Source organism: Parasphingomonas caseinilytica, assembly GCF_036663755.1.
Classification (GTDB): domain Bacteria; phylum Pseudomonadota; class Alphaproteobacteria; order Sphingomonadales; family Sphingomonadaceae; genus Sphingomonas.
The window spans coordinates 503,107-526,921 of record NZ_JAXOJL010000001.1 but is presented as its reverse complement, the minus strand read 5'-3'; the positions used below and the strand labels follow the sequence as shown (position 1 = coordinate 526,921).

The following is a 23,815-nucleotide window of genomic DNA, read 5'->3' as shown; positions in this document are numbered from 1 at the left end:
TTACTTCCGGCTGCGGGGCGGACCTTTTCCGCCGGTTGGTTTGCCCGTGCCCTTGGGCGTGGGGCGGGAGGATGGACGGGCGGGGCGGGCAGCGTCGCTTGCGCCTTCGCGCGCGGGCCGGGGCGGTTTGGCGCGCACGTTGCGGCCGAGTTCGGAATTGAACACGCGCGCAGGACGGTCGCCCGAGCCTTCGCCCTCGCGGGCTTTGGGTGGCTTGGCGTCGTAGAAGCGTTTCGGGCGGACGCTGCCCGGCGCAGGGGTTGGTTCGCGCGGGGTGTGGTCGATCGCGGGTTGCCAGCCGGGGGATTTGGCGGGCGCTTTAGCAGGGCGTCCACCGGCGCGGGTGCCACGATTGGGATTGTCGACAAAGGCGGCGCGGTCGGCGGCGGAGGCGACCTCACGCGTGATGCGGGTGGCGGGCTTGCCGGCCTGAACCGGGCTGGGCTTACGCGCCATGTTAGGTGATCCGGGTGCGGGGCGGGGGCCGCCCGGGCGGGGCTGGGCGGTGCCGACCTTGACCGGCTCTGCTTTGGGACGCTGGCTGAACTTCTCGTCGCGGCGCAGGCGTTCGGGCGGCGGGTTCTTGGTCGGGTTCTTGCGGAAGGCGGCGACGTCGTGCCCCTTCACCTCGCCCACGCCGCCGACCGGCAGATCGGCGAGCAGGAACGGACCGTAGCGCGTACGGATCAGGCGGCTGACCTTGAGGCCGAGATATTCGAGCACGCGGCGGACTTCGCGGTTCTTGCCCTCGGTGAGGATCATCTCGATCCAGACATTCGCGCCGGTGCGGCGTTCGAGGTTGGCGTTGATCGAGCCGTACCGCACGCCCTCGATCTCGACGCCGTGGATCAGGTCCTCGAGCTGCGCCTGCGTGACGTTGCCATAGGCGCGGGCGCGATAGGCGCGTTCGACGCCGGTCGCGGGAAGTTCGAGCTGGCGCTTCAGTTCGCCGTCGGTGGTGAGGAGCAACAGCCCCTCGGTATTCAGATCGAGTCGGCCGACGGGGACCAAGCGGGGCAGGTCCTTGGGCAGCTTGTCGTAGATCGTCGGGCGGCCGCCAGGGTCGCGCTCCGTGACCAGCAGGCCGGAAGGCTTATGGTAGAGGAACAGGCGCGCGGCGGTAGGAGCTTCGACGGGAACGCCGTCCACCGTGACGCCGTCGAGCGAGGTGAGGATGGTCGCCGGCGTATCGATGATTGTCTCGTTCAGGGCGACGCGACCCTCCTCGATCATGCGTTCGATTTCGCGGCGCGAGGCGATGCCAGCGCGGGCGAGCAATTTGGCGATGCGCTGTCCGTCGCGCGGAGCTTCCTGGGCGGCGGCCTTAGGGGCATCGGGAGATTTGAAAGATTTGGTCACGGATGCGCTGATACAGCCTAAATGCGCGCTGACAGGAAAAAAAGTTGCGACCAACTTTCGCGGCGCGCGTTAAAGACGCGGGCGTAACGATGTCGCGTGTGGTTTAATCACGCGCGACCAGGGCAAAGGCGGTGTCCGGACCATGTTCGGCAAGAAGAAACGGCGCATCACCAGACTGCTCATCGTCGAGGACGAGCCGTTGGTGGCGTTCGACACCGAGCATTTCCTGCGCGACGAGGGATTCGAGATCGTCGCGACGGTGGACCGTGTCGCCGATGCGATGCGCGTGATTCGCGGCGCGGCGCAGGATGGGGGCGAAATCGATCTGGTGCTGGTCGATGTCAGCCTGGCCGATGGCAGCGGCCTCGATGTCGCGCGCGTGGCGCACGAGACGGGAATTCCGGTGATGTTCGTGACCGGCCAGTGCCCGGTGGGGGCGAGTGAGGTGGCGGTGGGGTGTCTGTCGAAGCCCTATGCGCAACGCAGCCTGCTCGCCGCGATCGGCGCGATCGAGGCGATGTTGGACGGTCGGACGCCCAAGCGGTTGCCGGCCGGGTTCCGGTTGTTCGAGCCGGCGTAAACATCGCCTTCCTTCGCTGGCGGGGTTTCATATTCCGGGCGCTCGTCTAGTCTCCGCGCGTAAAGCGTTGGGAGCGAGGGGCGAATGAACGAAACGATTGTGCGTGGCCCGACCTGGCTGGACGGCCTGCGCCCCTATGTCGAGAAAGGCCCGATCGCGGCGTTCACGCTGGGCCTGTCGTCCGGCTTCCCGATCGCGATGATCGGCGCGACCCTGACCAGCCGGCTGGCGCAGGACGGGTTGGACAAGAAGACGATCACCGCGTTCACGCTGGGGTTCCTAGTCTATAATCTGAAACCGTTATGGGCGTGGATGGTCGATGGCGTGCGACTGCCGCTGATCGGCGGGCTGGGGCAGCGTTTATCTTGGCTGATCTTCGCCGGTCTGCTGGTGGTCGCGGCGGTGACCAATCTCGCCTTTGTCGATCCTAAGACCAATCTGTCGGCGACGATCGTTGCTGCATTGCTGGTAGGGCTGGCCGGCGCGACGTTCGATATCGTGATCGACGCGTACCGGATCGAGCAGTTGCAGCCGCACCAATTGGGTGTCGGCTCGGGCATGTCGCAATATGGCTACCGGATCGGCAACGTGGCGGCGGCGTCGCTGGCGCTGGTGCTGGCGGCGCGGTTCGGCTGGGGCGTTGGGTATCTGGCCTGCGCGATGTTCGTGTTGCCGGCGATCCTGACCGGCTTCTGGCTCGGCGAACCCGAACGGCGACGCGACCCGGCCGAGCGGCGCGGGGCATCGGAAATCCTGGCTTCGATCGTTGGGCCGTTCGCCGAATTCTTCCGGCGGCGGGGCGCGATCATCATCCTGTTGTTCATCCTGATCCACAAGATCGGCGATACGCTGGCCAATATCGTGCTGCGGCTGATGCTGAACGATCTGGGGTTCAGCAATGACGAGATCGCGATCTACGACGTCGGTGTCGGTTTCTGGGCGTATCTGATCGGCGTGTTCATCGGTGGCGTGCTGTACGCGCGGCTGGGGTTAAAGCGATCGGTGCTGTTCAGCCTGTTCCTGATGGCCGTATCGAATGCCAGTTTCGCGCTGCTCGCCGGGGCCGGGCACAGCAATCTGGGGCTGGCCGGGACGATCGGGTTCGAAAATCTGTCGAGCGGGATCGGTAGCGTCAGCGTGGTCGCCTATTTCTCGGCGCTGTGCGACCTGCGCTATACCGCCGCGCAATTCGCGCTGATTTCGGCGGCATCGAGTGTCATCGGGCGCCTGCTGACCGCTGCCACCGCCGGGGCGTTGGTCGAGCGTATGGGCTATGTCGATTTCTACTGGATGACGACGATCATCGCGTTCCCCGGCGTGCTGCTGTTCTGGTGGATGAGCAAATCGGGCATCGTCGACCGATCGATCGGCGATGCCGGGACGGCAGGCGAGGGCGATGCGCGGGAGGGTTCGCCTGCATGATCGTCTATCTGGCGATCCTGGCGGTCCAGGTGATGCTGATCATCGATGTGATCCGCAACGGGCGCAACCAGTTGTGGATCATGGCGCTGATGTTCCTGCCCGGGCCAGGCACGATCGCGTATCTGGTGCTGGAAGTGTATCCGCGCTTTCAGGGCAATCGGCATGTGCGCACCGCGCGGGCGGGGGTGATCGCCAAGCTCGACCCGGAGCGGGAGGTTCGCGCGGCGCGCGATGCGCTGGATTTGGCGGATACGGCGGCCAACCGTATCCGGCTGGGTGATGCGCTGGTCGCGCTCGGCCGTCATGATGAGGCGCTGGCGCTGTTCCGTGAGGCGACGCGGCGTGGACCGACCGACATGCGGACCGGCGAGAAGATCGCGCGGGCCGAGTTCGAGACCGGGGCGGTGGCGGAGGCGCTGGCGACGCTCGACGCCAATCCGCCTGCGACGTCTCAGGGCGACAAGGATCGGCAGGCGCTGCTGCGCGCGCGTATTCTGGAAGCGTTGGGGCGCAAGCCGGAGGCGCTGGAATTGTATGACGATCTGGTCACGCGGTTGCCGGGTGAAGAAGGGCGATGCCGCTATGCCGCGTTGCTGTTGGCCGCGGGGCAGGAGAGCAAGGCTCGCATCGTGCTGGAAGAGGTCGAGGCGCGGATGAAGCGGCTCGACCGGCAGCAACGTGCGGCGGAGGCGGATATGTACCGCTGGGCGACGGAGCGGCTCGCGGAATTGCGCGCACGCTAGACCGCGATCGGCCGCCCGGCGTCAGTGAACGCCAGCGACGCGGCGGTTGCGCTCGCCAATACGCCATCGATGCGGCGGATGCCGAGCAGGTCGGCGAGCAGCAGACGCGCGCTTTCGGGGGCAGTTTCGGCGCGGCTAAGGATTGTGAGCATCGCGTGTTCGGCCGAGGTGATGCGGGCGCAGCAGCAGGGCGCTATGGCGATGGGGCAGCTGGACTGTGCGGCGAGATCAGCCATCAGGGCGCGCATCAGGACCAGCGGACGGCGGAAACCCTCGCCAAAACCGTTGACGAAGGCGTGCGCGACGTGCGCGTCGGACAGGCCGTGCGCGCCCATTCGCCGCACCGCAAACAGCGCCAACCGCGCATTGGGGCAGGGCGGCATCGCGTGCGGCAAGGCCGCGGCGGTGTTTGTAGCGATCGGGCTGGGAACAGTGGTCATGACAGGCGACTCCGCTTTGCGTGTGAGCAAGGTCGCCTGTTCGTTATTGCAAGTCAATATCAATAAGAGATCAGGTCGGCGGTTCGTCGTTGGCGGCGAGCACTTCACCGGCGAGATAGAGCGTGCCGGCGATCAGCACGACGCGGGGCGCATCGTCCAGCGTATCGATCGCGGCGTCGAACGAGCCGGCGGTTGTGGCGGTGAGGCCGAAGGAGCGCGCGAGATCAGCGAGCGAATCGGGCGCGTGATGCGCGTGGCCGGGAACTGGCACGGCGATGACGTGCGCGAGTTGTGGCGCGAGCTCGCGCAGGACGCCGGGTGCATCCTTGTTGGCGAGCATGCCGGTGATCAGCGTGACCGGGCGGCCGCGCGCGATGCGGCGTAGCGCCTTGGCGAGGGGCTTGGCGGCGGCGGGATTATGCGCGCCGTCGAGCCATATTTCGCTGCCGGTTGGCAGGCGCGCGGTGAGCGGGCCGTCACCGAGGCGTTGCATGCGGGCGGGCCAGTGTGCCCAGTCGGCAGCGGCGCGGAGCGAGGCTTCGGGGATGTTCAGTGCGCCCTGATGACGCAGCATGGCGATGGCGAGCGCGAGGTTGCGCGACTGGTGTGTGCCGACGAGGCGCGGGCGGCGGGTGACGACCGAGAAGCCGGCATCGGCGTAGCGCATCGTGCTGCGCGCGGTTTCGCTGGTCCAGGCTTTGCCGCGCGCAAGGACGGGAGCGTTGGCGGCAGCGGCCACCCCGGCGATCTTCTCGCGCAGTTTCCGGGGGTAATCCATTGTGACCAGCGGCACGCCGGGCTTGGCGATGCCGGCTTTTTCTCCGGCGATTTCGAGCAAGGTATCGCCGAGGAAGCTCTGGTGATCGATGCCGAGTTGCGCGATGCCGGTGACGGCGGGGCGGGCGATGACGTTGGTCGCGTCCAGCCGGCCACCGAGGCCGACTTCGATGATGCAGGCGTCGGCTGGCGTGCGGCTGAAGGCGAGGAAGGCGGCGGCGGTAGTGACTTCGAAGAAGCTCGCGCCGATGCCGTCGGCGACGTCGAGCACTTCCGCTAGCAGTGTGGAGAGCGCGTCGTCATCGATCTGCGTTCCGGCGATGCGGATGCGTTCGTTGAAGCGGACGAGGTGTGGGCTGGTATAGACGTGCGCGGTATGGCCGGCGGCCTCGATCGCGGCACGCAGGAACGCGCAGGTCGAGCCTTTGCCGTTGGTGCCGGCGACGTGGAACACCGGGGGCAGGTTTTCGTGCGGGTTGCCGAGGCGGGCGAGGAGCGCGGTGATGCGTTCGAGGCCGAGGATGTCGGCGCCGGGGGAGAGCGACCAGAGGCGGTCGAGCTGGCGCTGTACGGCGGGGGCGGAGGAGGTGGCGTGGTCCATTAGCTCCCCTCCCGCTCGCGAGTGACGGGTGAACGATGCCCCGCATCGTTCAAGCTGTGCCGGGGGCACAGCTGACCCGTCACTGGGTTGGGGGAGGGCGTGACCGTAAGGATGCGTTCGATTTCCGCGATGACGCCTTCCAGATTCTTGGTCACGTCATCGTTCCAGAAGCGGATCACACGGTATCCTTCGTTTTCGAGATATCGGGTTCGGGCCGCGTTCTGTTCTGTTGTCGCAGCATGTTGGCCGCCATCGACCTCAATGATGAGGCCGGCGCTGCGTGACACGAAATCGCAGATAAAGGGACCGATCGGCACTTGCCTGTTGAAGCGCACGCCCGAAACCTTGCGGGCGCTGATCGCGCGCCACAGCCTGATTTCTGCTTCGGTCGGGTTTGCCCGTAATTCTCGGGCTCTGGTTCTTTGTTCCATGCCCTCCCCCAACCCCTCCCGCAAGCGGGAGGGGAGTCTTAAGTCTACGCCGCCTGCTTCACGCCAAGGTAATCCACCACCTTCGCCAGCGTCGCGCGCAATTCCTTGCGGTGGGTGACCATGTCCAGCATGCCGTGATCGAGCAGATATTCGGCGCGCTGGAAGCCTTCGGGGAGTTTCTCGCGGATCGTCTGTTCGATCACGCGTTGTCCGGCGAAACCGATCAGCGCGCCGGGTTCGGCGATCTGCACGTCGCCGAGCATCGCATAGCTTGCGGTGACGCCGCCGGTCGTCGGATCGGTCAGCACGACGATATAGGGCAGGCCGGCGTCATGCAGCATCGCGATCGCCACGGTCGCGCGGGGCATCTGCATCAGGCTGAGAATGCCTTCCTGCATGCGGGCACCACCGGCGGCGGTGAAGATGATGTAGGGGCAATTGTCGAGGATCGCATTCTCGATGCCGCGAATGAACGCCTCGCCGACCGCGAGACCCATCGACCCGCCCATGAAGGCGAAATCCTGCACGCCGACGACGACGTTGTGGCCATCGATCGTGCCGCGCGCGTTGATCAGGGCGTCGCCCTCCGAGGTGGCGGCGCGGGCGGCCTTGATGCGGTCGGCATATTTCTTGGTGTCGCGGAATTTCAGCGGATCGTCCGGCACCTTGGGCAGCGGGATGATCGTATAGCTGCCGGGATCGAACGTGTAGGCGAAGCGCGTGACGGGACCGATGCGATCGTGATGTTCGCAGTGCGGGCAGACGTGGAGATTGTCCTCCAGTTCCTTCAGGAACACCATCTGGCCGCAACCCTTGCACTTGTGCCACAGGTTTTCCGGCGTGTCCTTCTTGGGGACGACGAACGACAGCGCGTTGCGGACGTTGGTGAGCCAGCTCATCGGACTTCTTCCATGCGGGCGGCGCGGATCGCGCGCGCGAGAGACTGGATATAGGTGCGCACGGCTTGCGGCGCATCTGCGCCGTGTTCCGCCACGAGATCGACGATTGCGGAGCCGACGACGACGCCGTCCGCGACCTTCGCGACGGCGGCGGCCTGTTCCGGCGTGCGGATGCCGAAGCCGACGGCGACGGGGATCTGCGTGGCGGCCTTAAGACGGGCGACGGCGTCCTCGATCGAGGATTGCGCCGCCTGTTGCAGCCCGGTGATGCCGGCGACCGAGACGTAATAGAGGAAACCGCTCGCGCCATCCAGGACGGCGGGCAGGCGCGCGACATCGGTGGTGGGGGTGGCGAGGCGGATCAGATCGATGCCGGCGGCGCGGAGTGCGGGGCCGAGTTCCTGATCCTCCTCGGGCGGGATATCGACGCAGATCACGCCGTCCACGCCGGCATCCTTCGTGGCGGCGGCGAACCAGTCGCCGCCACGGATCGTCATGGGGTTGGCATAGCCCATCAGGACGAGCGGCGTTTCCGGGTGGCGGGCGCGGAAGGCCTTGGCGATGGCGAGGATGTCGGCAGTTTTCGTGCCGGCGGCCAGGCTGCGCAGGTTCGCGGCCTGGATCGCGGGGCCGTCGGCCATCGGATCGGTGAACGGCATGCCGAGTTCGATCACGTCCGCGCCGCCTTCGACCAGCGCGTCGAGGATCGCCGCGGTGGCGTGCGGCGTCGGATCACCGGCGGTGACGAAGGTGATGAGGGCGGGGTGGGCCTTGGCGAAGGCTGCGGAGAGGCGGGTCATTCCGCCGGCTCCGTAATTCCAGCTTCCCCGATCGTCACCCCAGCGCAGGCTGGGGTCTTTATGGGGCAGGTGCTGCGCGCGCCAACTGGGAGATCCCAGCCTTCGCTGGGATGACGGTGGGGAAGGGCGCGCATCACATCTCCACTCCCAGTGCTTCCGCGACGGTGAAGATGTCCTTGTCTCCGCGCCCACACAAATTGGCGAGGATGATCTGGTCGCGGTCCATTTCGCGTGCGACCTTCGCCACGGCGGCGATGGCGTGGGCGGGTTCGAGCGCGGGGATGATGCCTTCGGTGCGGCAGAGCAGTTGGAACGCGTCGAGCGCCTCGACATCGGTGGCCGAGGTGTATTGGACGCGGCCGATCGAGTGCAGCCACGAATGCTCCGGGCCGATGCCGGGATAATCCAGGCCGGCGGAGATCGAGTGCGCCTCGGTGATCTGGCCGTCCTCGTCCTGCAACAGATAGGTCTTGTTGCCGTGGAGGATGCCGGGAGAGCCGCCTGCGAGCGACGCGGCATGTTCCTTGTGCAGGCCGTGGCCGGCGGCCTCGACGCCGAGCATCTTGACGTCGGCGTCATCGAGGAAGGGATGGAACAGGCCGATCGCGTTCGATCCGCCACCGATCGCGGCGACGAGCAGATCGGGCAGGCGATCGATGCGGCTCAGCATCTGTTCGCGCGCTTCCTTGCCGATCACCGACTGGAAATCGCGCACCAGCTCCGGATAGGGATGCGGGCCGGCGGCGGTGCCGATGATGTAGAAGGTGTCGTGGACGTTGGCGACCCAGTCGCGCATCGCCTCGTTCATCGCGTCCTTCAACGTATGCGCGCCGCTCTTAACCGGGCGGACCTCGGCGCCGAGCAGCTTCATGCGGAATACGTTCGGTGCCTGACGCTCGACGTCCTTGGCGCCCATATAAATGACGCAGGGCAGGCCGAAGCGCGCGCAGACCGTGGCGGTGGCGACGCCGTGCTGGCCCGCGCCGGTCTCGGCGATGATCCGAGTCTTGCCCATGCGCATCGCGAGCAGGATCTGGCCGATGCAATTGTTGATCTTGTGCGCGCCGGTGTGATTTAGTTCGTCGCGCTTGAACCACACTTGCGCGCCTTTCCCCTCCGGCGCGGATTCGCGCAGCGCTTCGGTGAGGCGTTCCGCGTAATAAAGCGGGCTGGGGCGGCCGACATAATGTTCGAGCAGATCGTCGAACTGCGCGGCGAAGGCGGGGTCCTGCTTGGCGGCGCGGTAGGCCTTGTCGAGGTCGAGCACGAGCGGCATCAGCGTTTCCGCAACGTAGCGGCCGCCGAAATCGCCGAAATGGCCGCGATCGTCGGGTTGCGCGCGGTAGGAGTTTGGGGCGTTCATGGGGGGCATTTAGCATCCCCGCCGGGTGTGTCGAGGGACAGCTCTGTTTGACTTGTCCCCGCCGCTGACCACTTCTGCGCCCCGCACGTCGTCACCCCAGCGAAGGCTGGGGTCTCAAGCGGCTCTTGTCCCGCGCCTTCGCCCGAGATCCCAGCCTTCGCTGGGATGACGGTTTGGCGGGGATCGTGGCTCGATACGGTTCACGCTGCTTCGATCGCCCGCAGGAATGCGGTGATCTTGCCCGCGTCCTTGATGCCCGGCGACGATTCCACGCCGGACGACACATCCACCAAGTCCGCGCCGGTCACGCAGATCGCCTCCGCGACGTTGAACGGATCGAGCCCGCCGGACAGCGCCCAGGGCAAGGGATGGCGGAAGCCCTCCAGCAGGGTCCAGTCGAAGCGGACGCCCATGCCGCCGGGCAACGTCGCGCCGGGGGGCGTCTTCGCGTCGTACAGGATGCGGTCGGCCACGCCCGCGAAGGTGGCGGCGGCGGCGAGGTCGGCGCGTTGCTTGACGGCGACGGCGGCCCAGATCGGGAGGCTGGTCTTCGCACCGATCGCGGCGGCGCGGGCGGGGGTGGTGGCGTGGAGTTGCAGCGCCTGGAGGCTGCCGGCGGCGATCGCCGAGTCGAGCAGCGCATCGTCGGGGTCGACGAACACGCCGACGCGGGTGACGTGATCGGGCACGCGCGCGGCGAGCTGCTGGGCGCGTTCGCGGGCGAGGTTGCGGGGCGAGGGGGCGAAGAAGACGAAGCCGACATGGCTCGCCCCGCCCCGGATCGCCGCGTCGAGCGTTTCGGGGGTGGAGAGGCCGCAGATCTTGGCGTTGGTTGGCATTCCGGTCCTTTACACCTCTCCCAACGGGAGAGGGAGGGGCCCGCCGCGAAGCGGTGGGAGGGTGAGGGTGAATGCAGGCGTCGCCCTCACCCGGCCTTGCTGCGCGCGGCCACCCTCTCCCGATGGGAGAGGGATTTAGAGTGTCGCCTCGATCTCGCGCGCCGCCATGTCGGGGTCTTCGGCTTGCGTGATCGGGCGGCCGATGACGAGGATCGAGGCTCCGGCATCCAATGCGCTGCGCGGGGTTACGACGCGTTTCTGGTCGCCGATGATGCCGTTCGACGGGCGCACGCCGGGGACGACGAAGAAGCCTTTTGGCCAGAGCTTGTGCGCCGCGCCGACCTCCGCGCCGGAGCAGACGATGCCGTCGACCTTGGCGTCCATCGCCAGTTCGGTGAGGCGCAGAACCTGATCGTGCGCGCTGCCGCGTACGCCGGTGGTGGCGAGATCGGTGTCGTCGAGGCTGGTGAGCATCGTGACCGCGACGACCTTGGTGCCGATCGGTGCGGCGGCCTTTGCGTCTTCCAGCATCGCGCGACCGCCCGAGGCATGGACCGTCAGGATCGCGGGTTCGAGATCGCCGAGCGCCTGGATCGCCTTGGCGACGGTGTTGGGGATGTCGTGGAATTTGAGGTCGAGGAAGATCGGCAGGCCGAGATCGGCCATCTCGCGCACCCCGGCGCGGCCATTGGCCATGAAGAATTCGAGGCCGAGCTTGATGCCGCCGACATGGTGATGGACGCGCGCCGCGAGCGCCTTGGCCTTGGCGAGGTCCGGCGTGTCGAGCGCGACGTAGATGCGGTTGCTCATCACGCGCCGCCGGGCGGCACGGCGGTGGGCACCGACGCGGGAGGAAGCTGGGCCGACGAGCTCGTCGGCTCGAGATCGGGGCGGAGCACCGGGGTGGCGGCCGTGCCGCGCAGCGTATCGACCGCGTTCTGCGCGGTGGCGAGGCGTTGGCGCAGGCGCCAGCGGATCGTCTGGTAATAGAGCATGGTCGGCAGCAGGCCGAGCAGGAAGACGATCAGCAGCAGCAGCGGGAGGTTCACTTCGGCGATCAGGCCGCCCCACAGCTTTATCTGAACGTTCGTCCAATTGCCGATGGTGAAGATCGCCGCGAGGAAGGCGAGCAGGCACCAGAAAAGGATTTTCAGGAATTGCATGGGATGCAGGCTAACGTGCGTGGGGCCGGTTGACCAGTGGGTTGCCGCCACCGAAACATCGCTGGCCGCGGCCGGGCGTTCCGCGCGCGTCCTATAATGACCGGAAGGGGCCCTCGCATTGGCCGTTCCACCGGAGACGATCATGGGATTTCAGATAAGCAGCAGCGCCGGCGTCAGCCCGTTCGGCCAGGTCGGTGGATCGAAGCAGAATCGCGAGACCTTCTCGACCCTGATGACCGCCGCGAAATCCGGCGACATCGAGACCGCCAAGGCGGCGTTCAAGGAATTCACCGCCAACCGCAAGCCGCCGGCCGATAGCCCGCTCGCCAAGCTTGGTGCCGCGATCGAGAGCGGCGATGCCGCGGCGATCAAGGATGCGGGCCAGGCTTTGCAGCAGGCCCGCAAGGGCTCGAAACGCCCGGCGGCGGCCCCGTCGATCTCGACCGTCCAGCCCGGCGTCACGGCGGAGACCGCCAAATCCGCCCGCATCGCGACCCCGCCAGCAATCTCCACGGTGCAACCCGTCGGCACGGTCGAGGATGTTCCTCTGATCAACGTCGCCCAGCGGCGGGAAGCTCAGCCGGCAATCTCGACGGTGCAGAATGGCGGTACGCTCGACGCGGGGTATTCGGTCAATATCCTGGCTTGATCGGGGGGCGTTAAAGCGTTTCATGGACGCTTCCCCGGCGAAGGCCGGGGGAGCGCAAATGTTGTAACGGCTATCCACCGCGCGCCTCAACCGATCTCGCGCCGTAGCCCTTCGATCAACCCCGGCACCGCCGTCAGCTTGGCTTCCTCCTCGTCGAGGATCGCGATGAATGCGGCGCGTTTCACCGCCGCGACGCGGCCGGGTTTCAGGCGGACCTTGTCGGGCAGGGTGGAGACGATGATGTCGATCATCCGTTCCGCGCCGTGCAGCCGGCCCCAGAGATAATCATTCTCGCGGTAGGCGCGGCTGAAGAAGGCGCCGAACTTGTTGAACTGAATGCCCTTCAGCGACGCCTCCGCCCCGCCGGCGCGGATCGATTTTGCGTCATCGGGCGAGATGCGATCGACCTTGATCGGATCGAATTCGTCGGTGCCCTCACCCTGCAACAGCGGGAGGGTGGCGACATCGAAGAACGGGAAGCCGAGATAGGTGAGCAGGATTGGGCGGCGGGTTTCCCTGGGCAGGCCGGCAAAGGCGATGGCCAGCCGGGCGTCGGTCTCCGCATCGAGCCGCTTAAGATCGAGTGAGTCGCCGAGCCGATCGAGCAACGCGCCGGCATCGCCGCGCAAAGATCGCACGTCGCGTTGCAGATGGCCGTGCGCCTCGGTGCGCTTCACATCGAGATAGGCGGCGAGCGATTCGTAGATCGCATCGCGCATGCCGCCAAGATCGGCATCATCGTAGTCTGCCTCGATTTCGGTCAGGCGGCGGCCGAGCAGGCGCAGGCGGCGGATGCGGAAGGCGAGATCGTAGGTGCGCAGGAACTCGACCGTTTCCTTGCTCGCGCCGCTGCTGAACGCCGCGCCGATCGTGTCGGAGCCGCGCTCGGCCACGGCGGCGGTGATATGGCCGCGAATGCGATCCCATTGGCCGGTGCCGAGTTCGCCGCCGGCATGGTAGAGCAAGGCGGTGACGCCCTCGATCACGCCGGCGATCTTGAGATGGCCGTAAGCGGCATAGCCGTAGCCGGCGCGGGTCGCGGCGGCATTCTGCGCGCGGCGACGCCAGTTTGCGAGGCGCGCGGTGGTCGGCGAATCGAGGAACAACGTGTAGCCGAATAGCGATTCGACCTGAGTTTCGACGTCGCTGCGGATCGCGGCGGTGATCGCGCGCATACGCTCGATCCGTTCCGATCGCTCGGCAATCGCTTCGAGATTGTCGCGGATCGGCTGCTGGCGTGGCAGTTCGGAGACCGCGCCAAGGATCGTCTGGAAGAAACTGGGGCGATCGAGCGCGGTGTTGCCGAAGTGGATCTTCATGCCGGGCGAGGGATCGATGTAGATGAAGCGCCGGTCGATCTCGCGCCGCGCCGGGCGTTCGCGCAGCGCGTCGATCGCCGGGCGAAACGGGGCGTTGGCGAGGACCGAACCGTCGATAAGGACCGCCCGGTCGGCGGCGTTGGCGGCAAACTGACGCGGCAGGATGCGTTTGAGGAAGGCGAGCCGATCGGGCCAGTCCGCCTTGCGTTTCTTCAACACCGAATCGAGTTCGCCGACCATGAAGGGCGGAAAGGCGCCGGGAAAACTGCTGGTCGCGCGACCGGCAAAGGCCAGTTCGGCGGGGTGGGCGAGCCTTTCGCAGCGCACGCCGTGATCGGTGAAGGGCACGATCAGACGGTGTTCGGTCTCCATCACTTCGGCCGGGGAATGGAGTTGCAGGCGTTCCGGATGGCCGCGGAAATCGGTGACGGTGACGAACAAGTCGAGCGGCTGGCCATCGGGCAATAGGCGCGGGCCTTTCGGGCCGGCGGCCATCGCATCCAACGCATCGAGGATCAGGCCGGTGAAGCGCTCGCCGCCGAAGGGCGGTTCGAACCAGCGCGAGCGGACGAAGTGCGACAGCTTGCGCTTCACCTCCTCGCGCGTTTCGGGATCGACCGTATCGTCCACCTTGCCGCCGCCCCGCCCCGCCGCCATCCAGGCGAGCGGGATCGCCCAGGCCTTGGACAGGCGCGAGTGCGGCGCGGCCTCATCATCGATCAGCGCCTCGACATCGGCGGAATCGAGCCACAATTTGGTCAGCGGTTCGATGCTCTGGCCGGTGGCGATCGCCTGCGCCAGAAACACGCCGTTGAGGCCGCCGGCGCTGGCCCCGGCGATGATATCCACCAGCACGCGCAGGCGCAGGCCGGTATCGTCCTGAATTTCCTGGAGCAGCGCGCGGTAGACGCCCTGGCTGCCGGTGGCGGGCGGGCTGTCGCTCAGGAAGCCTTCGCTGGCGCGGGCGAGCCGCCAGATCTCCTTGGAAATGCCGTGCATGTAGACGGCGAGGCTGATGCCGCCGTAGCAGACGAGCGCGAGGCGAAGTTCCTTTTCGCGCATCTGGTGTCGCTTTCTCTCCGAATCCGGTCGTCCTGCGCTCGGGGCGCGGGATCGTATCTCTTATTGTAGGTGGAAAAGACAGGGGTGGGGTTTTGGTTGCGCGCGGATCCGGAACCTGCCGTTTAGGAAAGTTGCCGGTCCGCGCCTCGGCGGCAGCGATAAGAAGATTTTTTCACACAAAGACACGAAGGCACAAAGAAGAAGAACGACTTTGGAAATTCTCTTCTTTGTTCGTGTTTTTGTGTCTTTGTGTGAGCAAATCTTCTTGCTGCCGCCAGCCTGCGATAAACGTCGCGCACGAGCCGGTTTCGCAAGAGTTCTGACCGTCCCCAACTCAGACCGGCTCCAGCATCGCCCAGATCGGGAGGTGGTCCGACGCCTTGCGCGAGGTTGCGCTCTGGTGTGCGCCGCAATCGACCACGCGGAGGTCGCGGGAGACCATGATGCGGTCGAGCCGGGCGACCGGGCGGCGGACATGGAAGCTCGCGCCCGTTGCGGCGAAGGCGTAGTCCTTGCCGAAATCGCGCAGGCAGCCGCTGCCCGCGCTCCATTCGTTGAGGTCGCCCATCAGCACGGTGGGGCGGCGTTCCGCGCTGGCATCGACATGCGCCAGGATGGCGTGCGCCTGCCGCCGGCGCCACAGGCCCGACAGATCGAGGTGCATGCCAACGATGCGGATCGGCGTTCCGTTCGCGCGCACATCGGCCATCACCGCGCCGCGCGGTTCGAGCGCGGGCAGGTGGATCGCCTCGCTGTCGATCACGGCCGAATCCTTGCGCACCAGCAGGACGTTGCCGTGCCAGCCCATCGATCCCGCCCGTTTGCCGAACGGAATAGCCTTCCACGGCGAATGATCCTCAAGCGCGTGGAGCGGGATGATACCGGTCTTGGCACCGAAGCGGCGGTCGGCCTCCTGCAAGGCGATGACGTCGGCGTCGATTTCGCGCAGCACATCCAGGATGCGCATCGGATCGCGACGGCGATCCAGCCCGATGCCCTTGTGGATATTGTAGCTGGCGACCTTTATCATCTGGATGCGGTAACGCCGGTTGAGGGAAAATGGTGCCGGTTGCAGGAATCGAACCCGCGACATCCAGTTTACAAAACTGGCGCTCTACCAACTGAGCTAAACCGGCACACCGATGGGAACCACGGAATTCCGCGCCTTTCGCAAGTATCGAGCGAGGGGGTTCGAGGTCAAGGCAAAATCGGGGCGATTGGCCGCGACTTCTATTCGGGTTCCACGATGCGATGCATCGTTTCGGGGGCGGGGAGGAGGTGGACCAATCCGGCGGGCAGGCGCACGATCGCGCGGATGCCGAGCGCTTCGAGCGCGGCGTTCGACATGCGGTTCGCGTCGCTCAGCGTGATGCGCAAGCGGTTGCCGTGGCGGCTGGAGCCATGGCAATTGTCCGCACCGCCGAGCGCCGCGATTGCCGCCGGGGTCAGCGTGATATCGTTCGTGGCGGGAGGTGCGATCACGGCTGGAGCAGCCACCGCGCCGCCGGCGATCGCGTCGCGGATTTCGACCGCGACCACGTCCGCGATCGGGCCGAGGACGATTTGCAGCGCGTTCGCCGAGGGGCGGATCAGGCCGCGCGCGCCGAGCGCCTTGAGCCGTACGTCGTCGACCGCTGCCTGGTCCGCGACGATCAGCCGCAGGCGTGTCGTGCAGGCGCTGACGCTCGTCAGGTTCGCCGCGCCGCCCAGCGCCTCGGCGAAGGCCGCGCCACGACCGCCCTTGGCGACGGTCGCAGCCTCGACCGGCAGATCGCGCTCGCGGCCCGGCGTGGGCAGGTCGAAGCGGCGGATGACAAAGCGGAACAGTGCGTAATAGATTGCGAAATAGGCCAGGCCGACGGGCAGCAGCAACAGCGGGCGCGTCGCCTTGCCGTAGTTCAGCACGTAATCGAACAGACCGGCCGAGAAGCCGAAGCCGAGCTTGACGCCGAGCGCGTTCATCAGCGCCATCGAGATGCCGGTGAGCACCGCGTGGATCGCGTAGAGCGCCGGGGCCAGGAACATGAAGCTGAACTCGATCGGCTCGGTCACGCCGGTCAGCGCCGAGGTGAGCGCGAGGCTGAGCAGCATGCCGCCGACCGCCTTGCGCCGATCGGGCGCGGCGGCGTGGTACATGGCGAGGCAGGCGGCGGGCAGGCCGAACATCATCACCGGGAAGAACCCGGCCATGAACGCGCCAGCCTGCGGATCGCCGGCGAAGAAGCGGCCGAGATCGCCCGTCTTGCCGTGATAATCGCCGACGACGAACCAGGCGATATTGTTGAGCAGATGGTGCAGCCCGGTGACGAGCAGCAGGCGGTTGAGCAGCCCGAACGCGAACAGGCCGTATCCGCCCGCGCCGATCACGGCATAGCTGAGGCCATCCACACCTGCGCTGATCGCTCCGAAACCCAGACCGACGATCAGCGCGAGGCCGAGACCGGCAAGGCCGCTGACGATCGGCACGAAGCGGCGGCCGCCGAAAAAGGCGAGATATTCGGGCAGCGCGATCGTTGAGAAGCGATTGTAGAACCCGCCGCCGATCAAGCCGGACAGGATGCCGAGCGGCACGTCGATCCGCGCGACGGCCTTGGCCTTGAACGCGGCGGTGGCGAGCGCGACCGCGGGGCCGGTAAAGCCGGTGAGCGCGGCGGGCGGCACGGCGATCAGCGCCTGCGCGCCCTGCGACGCGACGAGATAGCAGACCACGCCCGCCAGGCACGCCGCGCCGTTGCCGTCGCGCGCGAACCCGGTCGCCACGCCGATCGCGAACAGCAGGCCGAGGTGGGAGAAGATGGCGTCACCCGCCGCGCTCAGCACCGCGATGTCGAGCAGATCGGGCTGGCCGAGCCGCAGCAACAGACCGGCGACGGGCAGCACCGCGATCGGCAGCATCAGGGCGCGGCCGAGGGGCTGGAGCGTTTCGAGCACGGACTTCATGAGCGGAACTCCCGGGCGAGCGCGCGGACCTCGGCGGCCGAACCGCACAGCAATGCGTCGTGGGCGAGCGACCGGCAGGCGGGCAGGGTCAGTGTGGCGACCAGCGCCTTGATCTCGGGCACCAAAGCCGGAGCGCTTGACAATTCGGTGACGCCCAGGCCGATCAGGATCGGCACCGCGAGCGGATCGGAGGCGAGGCCGCCGCACACGCCGGTCCAGCGACCGTTCGCCGCGCCGCCATCGCAGGTCTGGCCGATCAGGTTGAGCACCGCCGGGTGAAGCCCGTCGAGCGATGCGGCAACGGCGGGATTGCCGCGATCCATCGCCAGCACATATTGCGTCAGATCGTTGGTGCCGATCGACAGGAAATCAGCCTCCCGCGCCAGCAACCGTGCGGTGACGGCGGCGGCGGGCGTTTCGACCATGATGCCGAGCGAGACCGGGTGATCATGCCCCGTAGCGGCGATCGCCCGGTCGAGCGCGGCGCGGACGGCGCGCAATTCGGCGAGGCTGGCAACCATCGGCACCATGATGTGGCATTGCCCGGCGGGGCGCACCGCGAGGATCGCGCGCAACTGGGCGTCCAGCATGTCCGGGAAAGCGAGGCCGACGCGAATGCCGCGCAGGCCGAGCGCGGGATTTTCTTCCGCCGCGATCGGCAGATACGGCGCCGGCTTGTCGCCGCCGATATCGAGTAGCCGCACGATCAGCGGACGGCCCGCGAGCGTATCGGCGATGCGCTGATAATCGGCGGTCTGTTCGCTGATATCGGGCGCGGAGTCGCGTTCGAGGAACAGGAATTCGGTGCGCAGCAGGCCGCAGCCCTCCGCACCGTTGCGGATCGCGACCTCGGCATCGTCGGCCGATCCGAGATTGGCGAACGCCTCGATCCGGACGCCGTCCTGCGTGCGGCATTCGCGGCCCGCATCGGCGAGCGCGGCGGCGCGGCGTTCGCGTTGCGCGGCGAGCGCGGTTTCGGCGGTGGCGCGTGCCGCCGCATCGGGTGCAACGTGCAGCAGTCCCGCGCCGACATCGAGGATCAGCGGCGTGCCGGTGGCGATCTGCGCCAGCGCCGGGCCGACCGCGACGAGCGCGGGCAGGCCCATCGTCGCGGCGAGGATCGCGACGTGCGAGGTCGGCCCGCCACGTTCGACGCAGAAGCCGACGATCGTCGTCGTGTCGAGGCCGAGCAGATGCGACGGCAGCAGGTCGTCGGCGAGCAGGATCGTGCCGGGCGGAAAGGCGATCCGTTCCTCGGGATCCTCGCCGGCGAGCGAACGCAATACCTGACGTTCGAGATCGAGCAGATCGTCGGCGCGTTCGGCCATCCGGGCGTTTCCGGTCGCGCGGAGGGCTTCGGCCTGCGCGCGGGTCGCGCTGCGCCAGGCGAAGCCCGCGCTGTCGCCGCGGTCGATTGCGGCAAACGCTGTGTCGGTGAGCGCCGGATCGCTGAGCAAGGCGGCGTGCGCCTCGCGGATCGCGCACTCGGCTGCGGTCGCATCGGCGGACCGGACGGCGAGGCGGCCGAGTATCGCGGCGAGAGCGACGTCCAGCGCGCTACGTTCCGCTTCGATCCCGGTGCCGGCTTGCGTGACCGGAATCTCGGCGAGGCGAAACAGCCCCGCCTGGCCGATCGCGATGCCGGGCGACGCGGTCACGCCGGGCAGGCGGCCATCGGCGGGCAGGGTGGTGATTGCGGGCGTTACAGGGGGAGGGGCAGGCGTGCTTGCCGCGGGCGAACCCGCGCCTTCGCCCATCCCGCCGAGGATGAGATCGGCAACGGCGGCGAGCGCCTCGGCGGCGTCCGGACCGGTCGCGTCGATCGTCACGTCGTCGCCCAGCCGGATACCCAGCGCCATCAGTGCGACGGGGCTGCGCACGCTGGCGCGTCGATCGTCCTTCGCGATGCTGACTTCGGCCACGAAACCGCGCGCCGCCGCGCCGATCCGCGCCGCCGGGCGGGCGTGGATGCCGTGGACCAGAGGGACGACGATCGTTCGCCGCACGCTGTCGCCCTCGACGATCGCCGCGTCCGGTGCGGTGTCGTTGCGCAGGGCGAGCGTCATCAGCGTTTCGCCCATGCCGACCAGCCGGTCGGTTTCGCGGCGCTGGATCGTGAAGCGATCGGGATTGGTCACGATCACCGGTGTGATCACCGCCGGCGCCTCGCGCACCAGCAGATCGAGATCGAAGCGGATCAGCGGATCGCCGCGATCCACGCTCGCGCCCTCTGCAACTAAAGGCGTGAAGCCGCGCCCGCCGAGCGCCACCGTGTCGAGCCCGACATGCATCAGGATCTCGGCACCTTCCGGACTGCGCAGCGTGATCGCATGGCCGCTCGCGTGGAGACTCAGCACGACACCGTCGCAGGGCGCGTGCAGGCAGTCACCGGTCGGGTCGATCGCGATGCCGTCGCCCATCATCCGTTCGGCGAACACCGGATCGGGCACCGCATCGAGCGACGTCGCCCAGCCCTGCATCGGGGACGTCAGGATGATCTGGGCCATGCGTCAGACCCCGTCGCTGATCTTGGTGCCGCCGATCCAAGTGCCGGCCGGCGCCAGATCGCAGGTAAGGTGCACCCAATCGGCGCGCAGGCCCGGCGCAAGGGCGCCGCGTTCGTGCGACAGGCCGAGAAACGCGGCCGGGTTGGTCGATGCCATCGCCACGGCGGTCGCTACGCTCGCGTCTGTGCGCTGCACCAGATTGCGCACCGCGCCCGCCATATCGAGATCGGAGCCGGCGAGCGTGCCATCCTCGCCGACGCATTTGCCGTCCGCGACGCGGATCAGCCGGCCCTGCAACCAGAAATCCTTCTCGACCGCGCCGACCGAGGGCATGGCGTCGCTGACCAGCATCAGCCGATCGTGCGGCCGGGCGTTGAGCGCGAGGCGGAGCGCCGCGTCGTGCACGTGCAGCCCGTCGGCGATCAGCCCGCAATAGACCTGCCGGTCGTCGAGCGCCGCGCCGACGACGCCGGGCGCGCGGTGGAGCAGGGGGGACATGGCGTTGAACAGGTGGGTGATGCCGGTCATGCCGGCCGCGATCGCCGCGACGATCGTGTCGTAATCGGCATCGGTATGGCCTGCACTGACGATCACCCCGGCCGCGACCAATCGGGCGATCGTCGCGGGATCGGTCAGTTCGGGGGCGAGCGTGACCATCACCCGGCCGCTGCGCGGGCGGGTCAGCAAGTCGATCGTTGCCTCGTCCAGGCGGCGGAATTTCGCCGGATCGTGGATGCCCTTGCGCGTGAGGTTGATCCACGGCCCCTCGATATGCGCACCGACCACGCCGGGCACGCCCGCCGCGATCGCCGCATCCATCGCGTCCAGCGTGGCCGCGATCACGTCCGGCGTATCGCTGATCAGCGTCGGCATGAAAGCGGTCGTGCCGTAGGTCGCATGCGCCGTGCCGATCGCGGCAATGCCTGCGACGGTCGGCGCATCGTTGAGCAGCACGCCGCCGCCGCCATTGACCTGCGTGTCGATGAAGCCCGGCACCAGCCAGCCGCCGTCCAGATCGATCGGTTCGCCCGTGCCGCTATCCAACGGTGCGATTGCCGTGATCCGGTCGCCGTCGAGGGCGATCGTCGCGCCATCCAGCGCGCCGTCGGCCGTCAGAATCGTTCCGTTCGAGAAACGCATCGCGCTCATGCAATTCCCGCTCATACCGTCTTGGTCACCTTGCTGAGATGGAGCGGCGCATCGGGATCGAGCCCGCGCCGCAGCGACAGCCGGTTGGCCATGCGATAGAAGCTCTGGATCATCAGGATCGGCTCGATCGCGGGATGTGCGGCGAGCGCGGCGGGGGCGTGGTCGGTGCTGGCCCTGGCATCGGCCAGACAGACGACCGCACCGCGACCCGCAAACTCGGTGGCGGCGGTGCGGACCCCGTCGCCCGCCGTGTCGGAGGTGGCGAACGCGATCACCGGAAAACCCTCGCCGACGATCGCCATCGGGCCGTGGCGGACTTCCGCGGCGCTGAACGCCTCGGCATGCAGCGCGCAGGTTTCCTTGAGCTTGAGCGCGGCCTCCTGCGCGATACCATAGCCATAGCCGCGACCGATCACGAACAGGTTGGTCGCCTCCGCCAAGGCATCGACCACGACGTTCCAGTCGAGCGCAAACGCCTCGGTCAGGCGATCGGGCAGCGTGGCGAGCCCGTCGCGCAGATCCACGTCGTCGGCCCATTCCGCGGTCAGCGCGGCGAAGGCGGCGAGCGCGCAGATGTAGGATTTGGTCGCGGCGACAGATCGTTCCGGCCCGGCCTTCAGCGCGATCATCACGTCGGCGTTCTTGGCGAGCGGCGACGTTTCGTCATTCACCAGAGCGACGACATAGGCTCCGGCGGTGCGATAGGCCTCGACGGTGGCGAGCAGATCGGGGCTGCGGCCGCTCTGCGATACCGCGATGATGATCGCCGCGCCCGGTGCCATCGGTGCGGCATAGACCGACGATACCGATGGTGCGGCGGATGCGACGGGCACGCCGACCAGGGTTTCGATCAGATATTTGCCGTATGTCGCGGAATGATCGGACGAACCGCGCGCGCAGGTGACGACGACAGCGGGCGGGGTGGCACGCAGCCGGGCACCGAGCGTGGCGAACGCGTCGCGATTGGCGGCGAGCATCCGCGCGACCGCGGCGCTCGCCTCGGCCGCCTCGCTGTGCATCAGCGTGGTGGGGATGGATTGTTCGACAGGCGCGGCGTGGCGCGGTTGGTCGGTCGTCTCGATCACTATAAGCCCCCCGGCCGACGCATTCCGCGCCGGCGTCAGATATCGTTGAGTTCGGCGACGAGGTCGTAGGCGTCGCCACGGTAATAGGATTGCGTGAATTCGGCCGCGCGCCCGTCCCGCAGGAAGCCGCGGCGTTCGATGAACAGCCCGGCATGGCCAGCATCGACGCTCAGCATGCGCGCATGTTCGGGGCTGAAATGCACCGCGCGCAGGCGCTGCAGCGCGCGCACCGGGCGATTGCCCGCCGCATCCAGCGCGGCGTAAAGCGAATCCTCCACCGCATCCACGGTGGGCAGGCAATAGCCGGCGATCGTCGAATATTCGAGCGCCATCGGCATGTCGTCGGCATAGCGGATGCGCTGGAAACGATAGACCATCGAGCCGGGCGAAAGGCCGAGCGACAGCGATTCCTCAGGCGTCACCAGCCCGGAGGTGCGACTGACCCATTCGCTGGTCGGGGTGCGGCCGCGCGACAGCATGTCTTCGGAAAAGGACGAGAGTTTGGAAAAGCTCTTTTCGACCCGCGTCGCGACGAACGTGCCCGCGCCACGCCGCCGGGTCAGCAACCCTTCCTCGACCAAGCCGCCGATCGCCTTGCGCACGGTGATGCGCGAAACGGCATATTCGACCGCGAGATCGCGCTCGGCCGGGATCGCATCGTCCTTGGCCAGCACGTTGCGATTGATCGCGTCGCGGATCAACTGCTGCAGCTGGACGTACAGCGGCGCAGGATTGTCGGCGCGGAACCGACCGATGCTCGTGGAAAAGGACATGGTGAGACTTTCGATGATGCCAGACGACCGATTTGGGCCGACCATCCGAGCAACGGTTCATGGATACGTCATGGATTGGTATTATTCAAGCGTTGGCATGCGAGCATTGTTCAATCGTGCCTTGAGAGCGCGCACCCGCGCAACATCCGTATGACGATGATCGGGATTGACGAAGCCGAAGCGCCGTTCGCGCAAGTCGGCGGGGGATGGGGCGATGACCGAAACGGCACCGCACGAAGCATGGATCTCGTCGATTCCCGTGCCGAGGATGACATCGACATTGCTAGAATCGATGCCACTGCCCGCCAGGATGATGATCCGTCCGGCGGCCTGGCGGTGCAGCCGGGCCAGCATCGGCAGCGCATCGATGGCACGCGGTTCGCCGCCGGAGGTCAGGATGCGATCGTATCCCAGCGAAATGGCGGTTTCTAGGGCTGCTGGCAGATCGGCGCACAAATCGAAGGCGCGGTGAAGCGTAAGCGAGAGAGGCCGTCCGCGCGCGGCACCTAGTGCATGGGTGTGCGCGACGAGTTCGGCCAGCAAGGTCGTATCCAGCACTCCGCCGCGATTCGCACCGATCGCGATGCCGGCAAGTCCGGCCTGTGCCGCGGCATCGATATCGGCGGCCAGCATCGCCGCCTCGCGCGCGTTATGATCGAAGCCGCCCTCGCGCGGGCGGACCAGCATGTGCACGGGAACCGGGCTGGTCCCTGCGGTGGCAATCAAGGACGGCGGCGGTGTGAGCCCGCCAACGGACAAAGCGGAACACAGTTCGATCCGGTCGGCTCCTCCCGCGATCGCTGCATCCAGCCCGATCGCATCACCGACGCAAACTTCCAAAGTCGTCATAGGCCCGCCGGCCGATCGTGACTGGGGAAACGTCTTCGAATCGCTGTGCGGTAGGAAATGAGGTC

Annotated in this window: 22 protein-coding genes and 1 tRNA gene; 4 read left to right on the top strand and 19 right to left on the bottom strand. The window is 67.3% G+C overall.

Annotated elements, in window-relative coordinates; translation table 11 throughout:
• Positions 1 to 1,233: a pseudouridine synthase gene (locus tag U1738_RS02390; protein WP_332788202.1), complete on the bottom strand. Its 1,233-nt coding sequence runs from the start codon at positions 1,231 to 1,233 to the stop codon at positions 1 to 3.
• A gap of 268 nt (positions 1,234 to 1,501) precedes the next feature.
• On the opposite strand from U1738_RS02390, the gene U1738_RS02385 reads away from it, so the two are divergent.
• The 3 genes from U1738_RS02385 (at position 1,502) to U1738_RS02375 (ending at position 4,104) form a co-directional block, all read left to right on the top strand.
• The gene (locus tag U1738_RS02385) at positions 1,502 to 1,939 is read left to right on the top strand and encodes a response regulator (protein WP_332787427.1); all 438 of its coding nucleotides are present in this window, start codon (positions 1,502 to 1,504) and stop codon (positions 1,937 to 1,939) included.
• Positions 1,940 to 2,023: 84 nt separating this feature from the next.
• Positions 2,024 to 3,361, top strand: coding sequence for an AmpG family muropeptide MFS transporter (locus tag U1738_RS02380; RefSeq protein WP_332787426.1), 1,338 nt, complete (start codon positions 2,024 to 2,026; stop codon positions 3,359 to 3,361).
• Positions 3,358 to 4,104 (top strand): tetratricopeptide repeat protein, encoded by a 747-nt coding sequence (locus tag U1738_RS02375; protein ID WP_332787425.1) that lies wholly within the window; start codon positions 3,358 to 3,360, stop codon positions 4,102 to 4,104. Before U1738_RS02380 ends, U1738_RS02375 begins: the two co-directional genes overlap by 4 nt.
• Here U1738_RS02375 and U1738_RS02370 read toward each other — a convergent pair.
• The 9 genes from U1738_RS02370 to U1738_RS02330 form a co-directional block, all read right to left on the bottom strand.
• Positions 4,101 to 4,544, bottom strand: coding sequence for a DUF6628 family protein (locus tag U1738_RS02370; protein WP_332787424.1), 444 nt, complete (start codon positions 4,542 to 4,544; stop codon positions 4,101 to 4,103). The genes U1738_RS02375 and U1738_RS02370 overlap by 4 nt on opposite strands.
• 70 nt (positions 4,545 to 4,614) lie before the next feature.
• On the bottom strand, positions 4,615 to 5,922 hold the full coding sequence (locus tag U1738_RS02365; protein WP_332787423.1) for a bifunctional folylpolyglutamate synthase/dihydrofolate synthase: 1,308 nt from the start codon (positions 5,920 to 5,922) through the stop codon (positions 4,615 to 4,617).
• Positions 5,922 to 6,353: an endonuclease domain-containing protein gene (locus U1738_RS02360; protein ID WP_332787422.1), complete on the bottom strand. Its 432-nt coding sequence runs from the start codon at positions 6,351 to 6,353 to the stop codon at positions 5,922 to 5,924. Before U1738_RS02360 ends, U1738_RS02365 begins: the two co-directional genes overlap by 1 nt.
• 44 nt (positions 6,354 to 6,397) lie before the next feature.
• A complete protein-coding gene (gene accD, locus U1738_RS02355; protein WP_332787421.1) occupies positions 6,398 to 7,252 on the bottom strand; it encodes an acetyl-CoA carboxylase, carboxyltransferase subunit beta in 855 nt (284 codons plus the stop codon).
• Positions 7,249 to 8,052, bottom strand: a complete 804-nt coding sequence (gene trpA / locus U1738_RS02350; RefSeq protein WP_332787420.1) for a tryptophan synthase subunit alpha — start codon at positions 8,050 to 8,052, stop codon at positions 7,249 to 7,251. Before trpA ends, accD begins: the two co-directional genes overlap by 4 nt.
• A 133-nt stretch (positions 8,053 to 8,185) precedes the next feature.
• Complete coding sequence (trpB, locus tag U1738_RS02345) at positions 8,186 to 9,415, bottom strand: tryptophan synthase subunit beta (protein ID WP_332787419.1); 1,230 nt, start codon at positions 9,413 to 9,415, stop codon at positions 8,186 to 8,188.
• 200 nt (positions 9,416 to 9,615) lie between these two features.
• Positions 9,616 to 10,254 carry a phosphoribosylanthranilate isomerase gene (locus tag U1738_RS02340; RefSeq protein ID WP_332787418.1) on the bottom strand — a complete coding sequence of 213 codons (639 nt, stop codon included), beginning with the start codon at positions 10,252 to 10,254 and terminating at the stop codon, positions 9,616 to 9,618.
• A 135-nt stretch (positions 10,255 to 10,389) separates the two neighbouring features.
• Complete coding sequence (gene pyrF / locus U1738_RS02335; protein ID WP_332787417.1) at positions 10,390 to 11,064, bottom strand: orotidine-5'-phosphate decarboxylase; 675 nt, start codon at positions 11,062 to 11,064, stop codon at positions 10,390 to 10,392.
• Positions 11,064 to 11,417 (bottom strand): hypothetical protein, encoded by a 354-nt coding sequence (locus U1738_RS02330; protein WP_332787416.1) that lies wholly within the window; start codon positions 11,415 to 11,417, stop codon positions 11,064 to 11,066. The genes pyrF and U1738_RS02330 overlap by 1 nt, the downstream gene beginning before the upstream one ends.
• A 142-nt stretch (positions 11,418 to 11,559) precedes the next feature.
• On the opposite strand from U1738_RS02330, the gene U1738_RS02325 reads away from it, so the two are divergent.
• Positions 11,560 to 12,066: a hypothetical protein gene (locus tag U1738_RS02325; protein ID WP_332787415.1), complete on the top strand. Its 507-nt coding sequence runs from the start codon at positions 11,560 to 11,562 to the stop codon at positions 12,064 to 12,066.
• Between the two features lie 86 nt (positions 12,067 to 12,152).
• Here the strand turns inward: U1738_RS02325 and U1738_RS02320 are convergent, their stop codons facing one another.
• The 9 genes from U1738_RS02320 to U1738_RS02280 all read right to left on the bottom strand — a co-directional run bounded on the left by U1738_RS02320 (position 12,153) and on the right by U1738_RS02280 (position 23,750).
• Positions 12,153 to 14,447, bottom strand: a complete 2,295-nt coding sequence (locus U1738_RS02320) for a patatin-like protein (RefSeq protein WP_332787414.1) — start codon at positions 14,445 to 14,447, stop codon at positions 12,153 to 12,155.
• Between the two features lie 334 nt (positions 14,448 to 14,781).
• Positions 14,782 to 15,477, bottom strand: a complete 696-nt coding sequence (locus U1738_RS02315) for an endonuclease/exonuclease/phosphatase family protein (protein WP_332788201.1) — start codon at positions 15,475 to 15,477, stop codon at positions 14,782 to 14,784.
• A gap of 30 nt (positions 15,478 to 15,507) precedes the next feature.
• Positions 15,508 to 15,583, bottom strand: a tRNA-Thr gene (locus U1738_RS02310).
• 94 nt (positions 15,584 to 15,677) lie between these two features.
• The gene (gene nagE, locus U1738_RS02305; RefSeq protein ID WP_332787413.1) at positions 15,678 to 17,387 is read right to left on the bottom strand and encodes an N-acetylglucosamine-specific PTS transporter subunit IIBC; all 1,710 of its coding nucleotides are present in this window, start codon (positions 17,385 to 17,387) and stop codon (positions 15,678 to 15,680) included.
• Entirely contained in the window at positions 17,384 to 19,894 is a 2,511-nt protein-coding gene (gene ptsP, locus U1738_RS02300) for a phosphoenolpyruvate--protein phosphotransferase (RefSeq protein WP_332787412.1), read from the bottom strand. The genes nagE and ptsP overlap by 4 nt, the downstream gene beginning before the upstream one ends.
• 3 nt (positions 19,895 to 19,897) lie before the next feature.
• A complete protein-coding gene (gene nagA / locus U1738_RS02295; RefSeq protein WP_332787411.1) occupies positions 19,898 to 21,043 on the bottom strand; it encodes an N-acetylglucosamine-6-phosphate deacetylase in 1,146 nt (381 codons plus the stop codon).
• An 11-nt stretch (positions 21,044 to 21,054) separates the two neighbouring features.
• On the bottom strand, positions 21,055 to 22,062 hold the full coding sequence (locus tag U1738_RS02290; protein ID WP_332788200.1) for an SIS domain-containing protein: 1,008 nt from the start codon (positions 22,060 to 22,062) through the stop codon (positions 21,055 to 21,057).
• Positions 22,063 to 22,163: 101 nt separating this feature from the next.
• Positions 22,164 to 22,901: a GntR family transcriptional regulator gene (locus U1738_RS02285; RefSeq protein ID WP_332787410.1), complete on the bottom strand. Its 738-nt coding sequence runs from the start codon at positions 22,899 to 22,901 to the stop codon at positions 22,164 to 22,166.
• 81 nt (positions 22,902 to 22,982) lie between these two features.
• Positions 22,983 to 23,750, bottom strand: a complete 768-nt coding sequence (locus tag U1738_RS02280; RefSeq protein WP_332787409.1) for a copper homeostasis protein CutC — start codon at positions 23,748 to 23,750, stop codon at positions 22,983 to 22,985.
• Positions 23,751 to 23,815 lie beyond the last annotated feature (65 nt).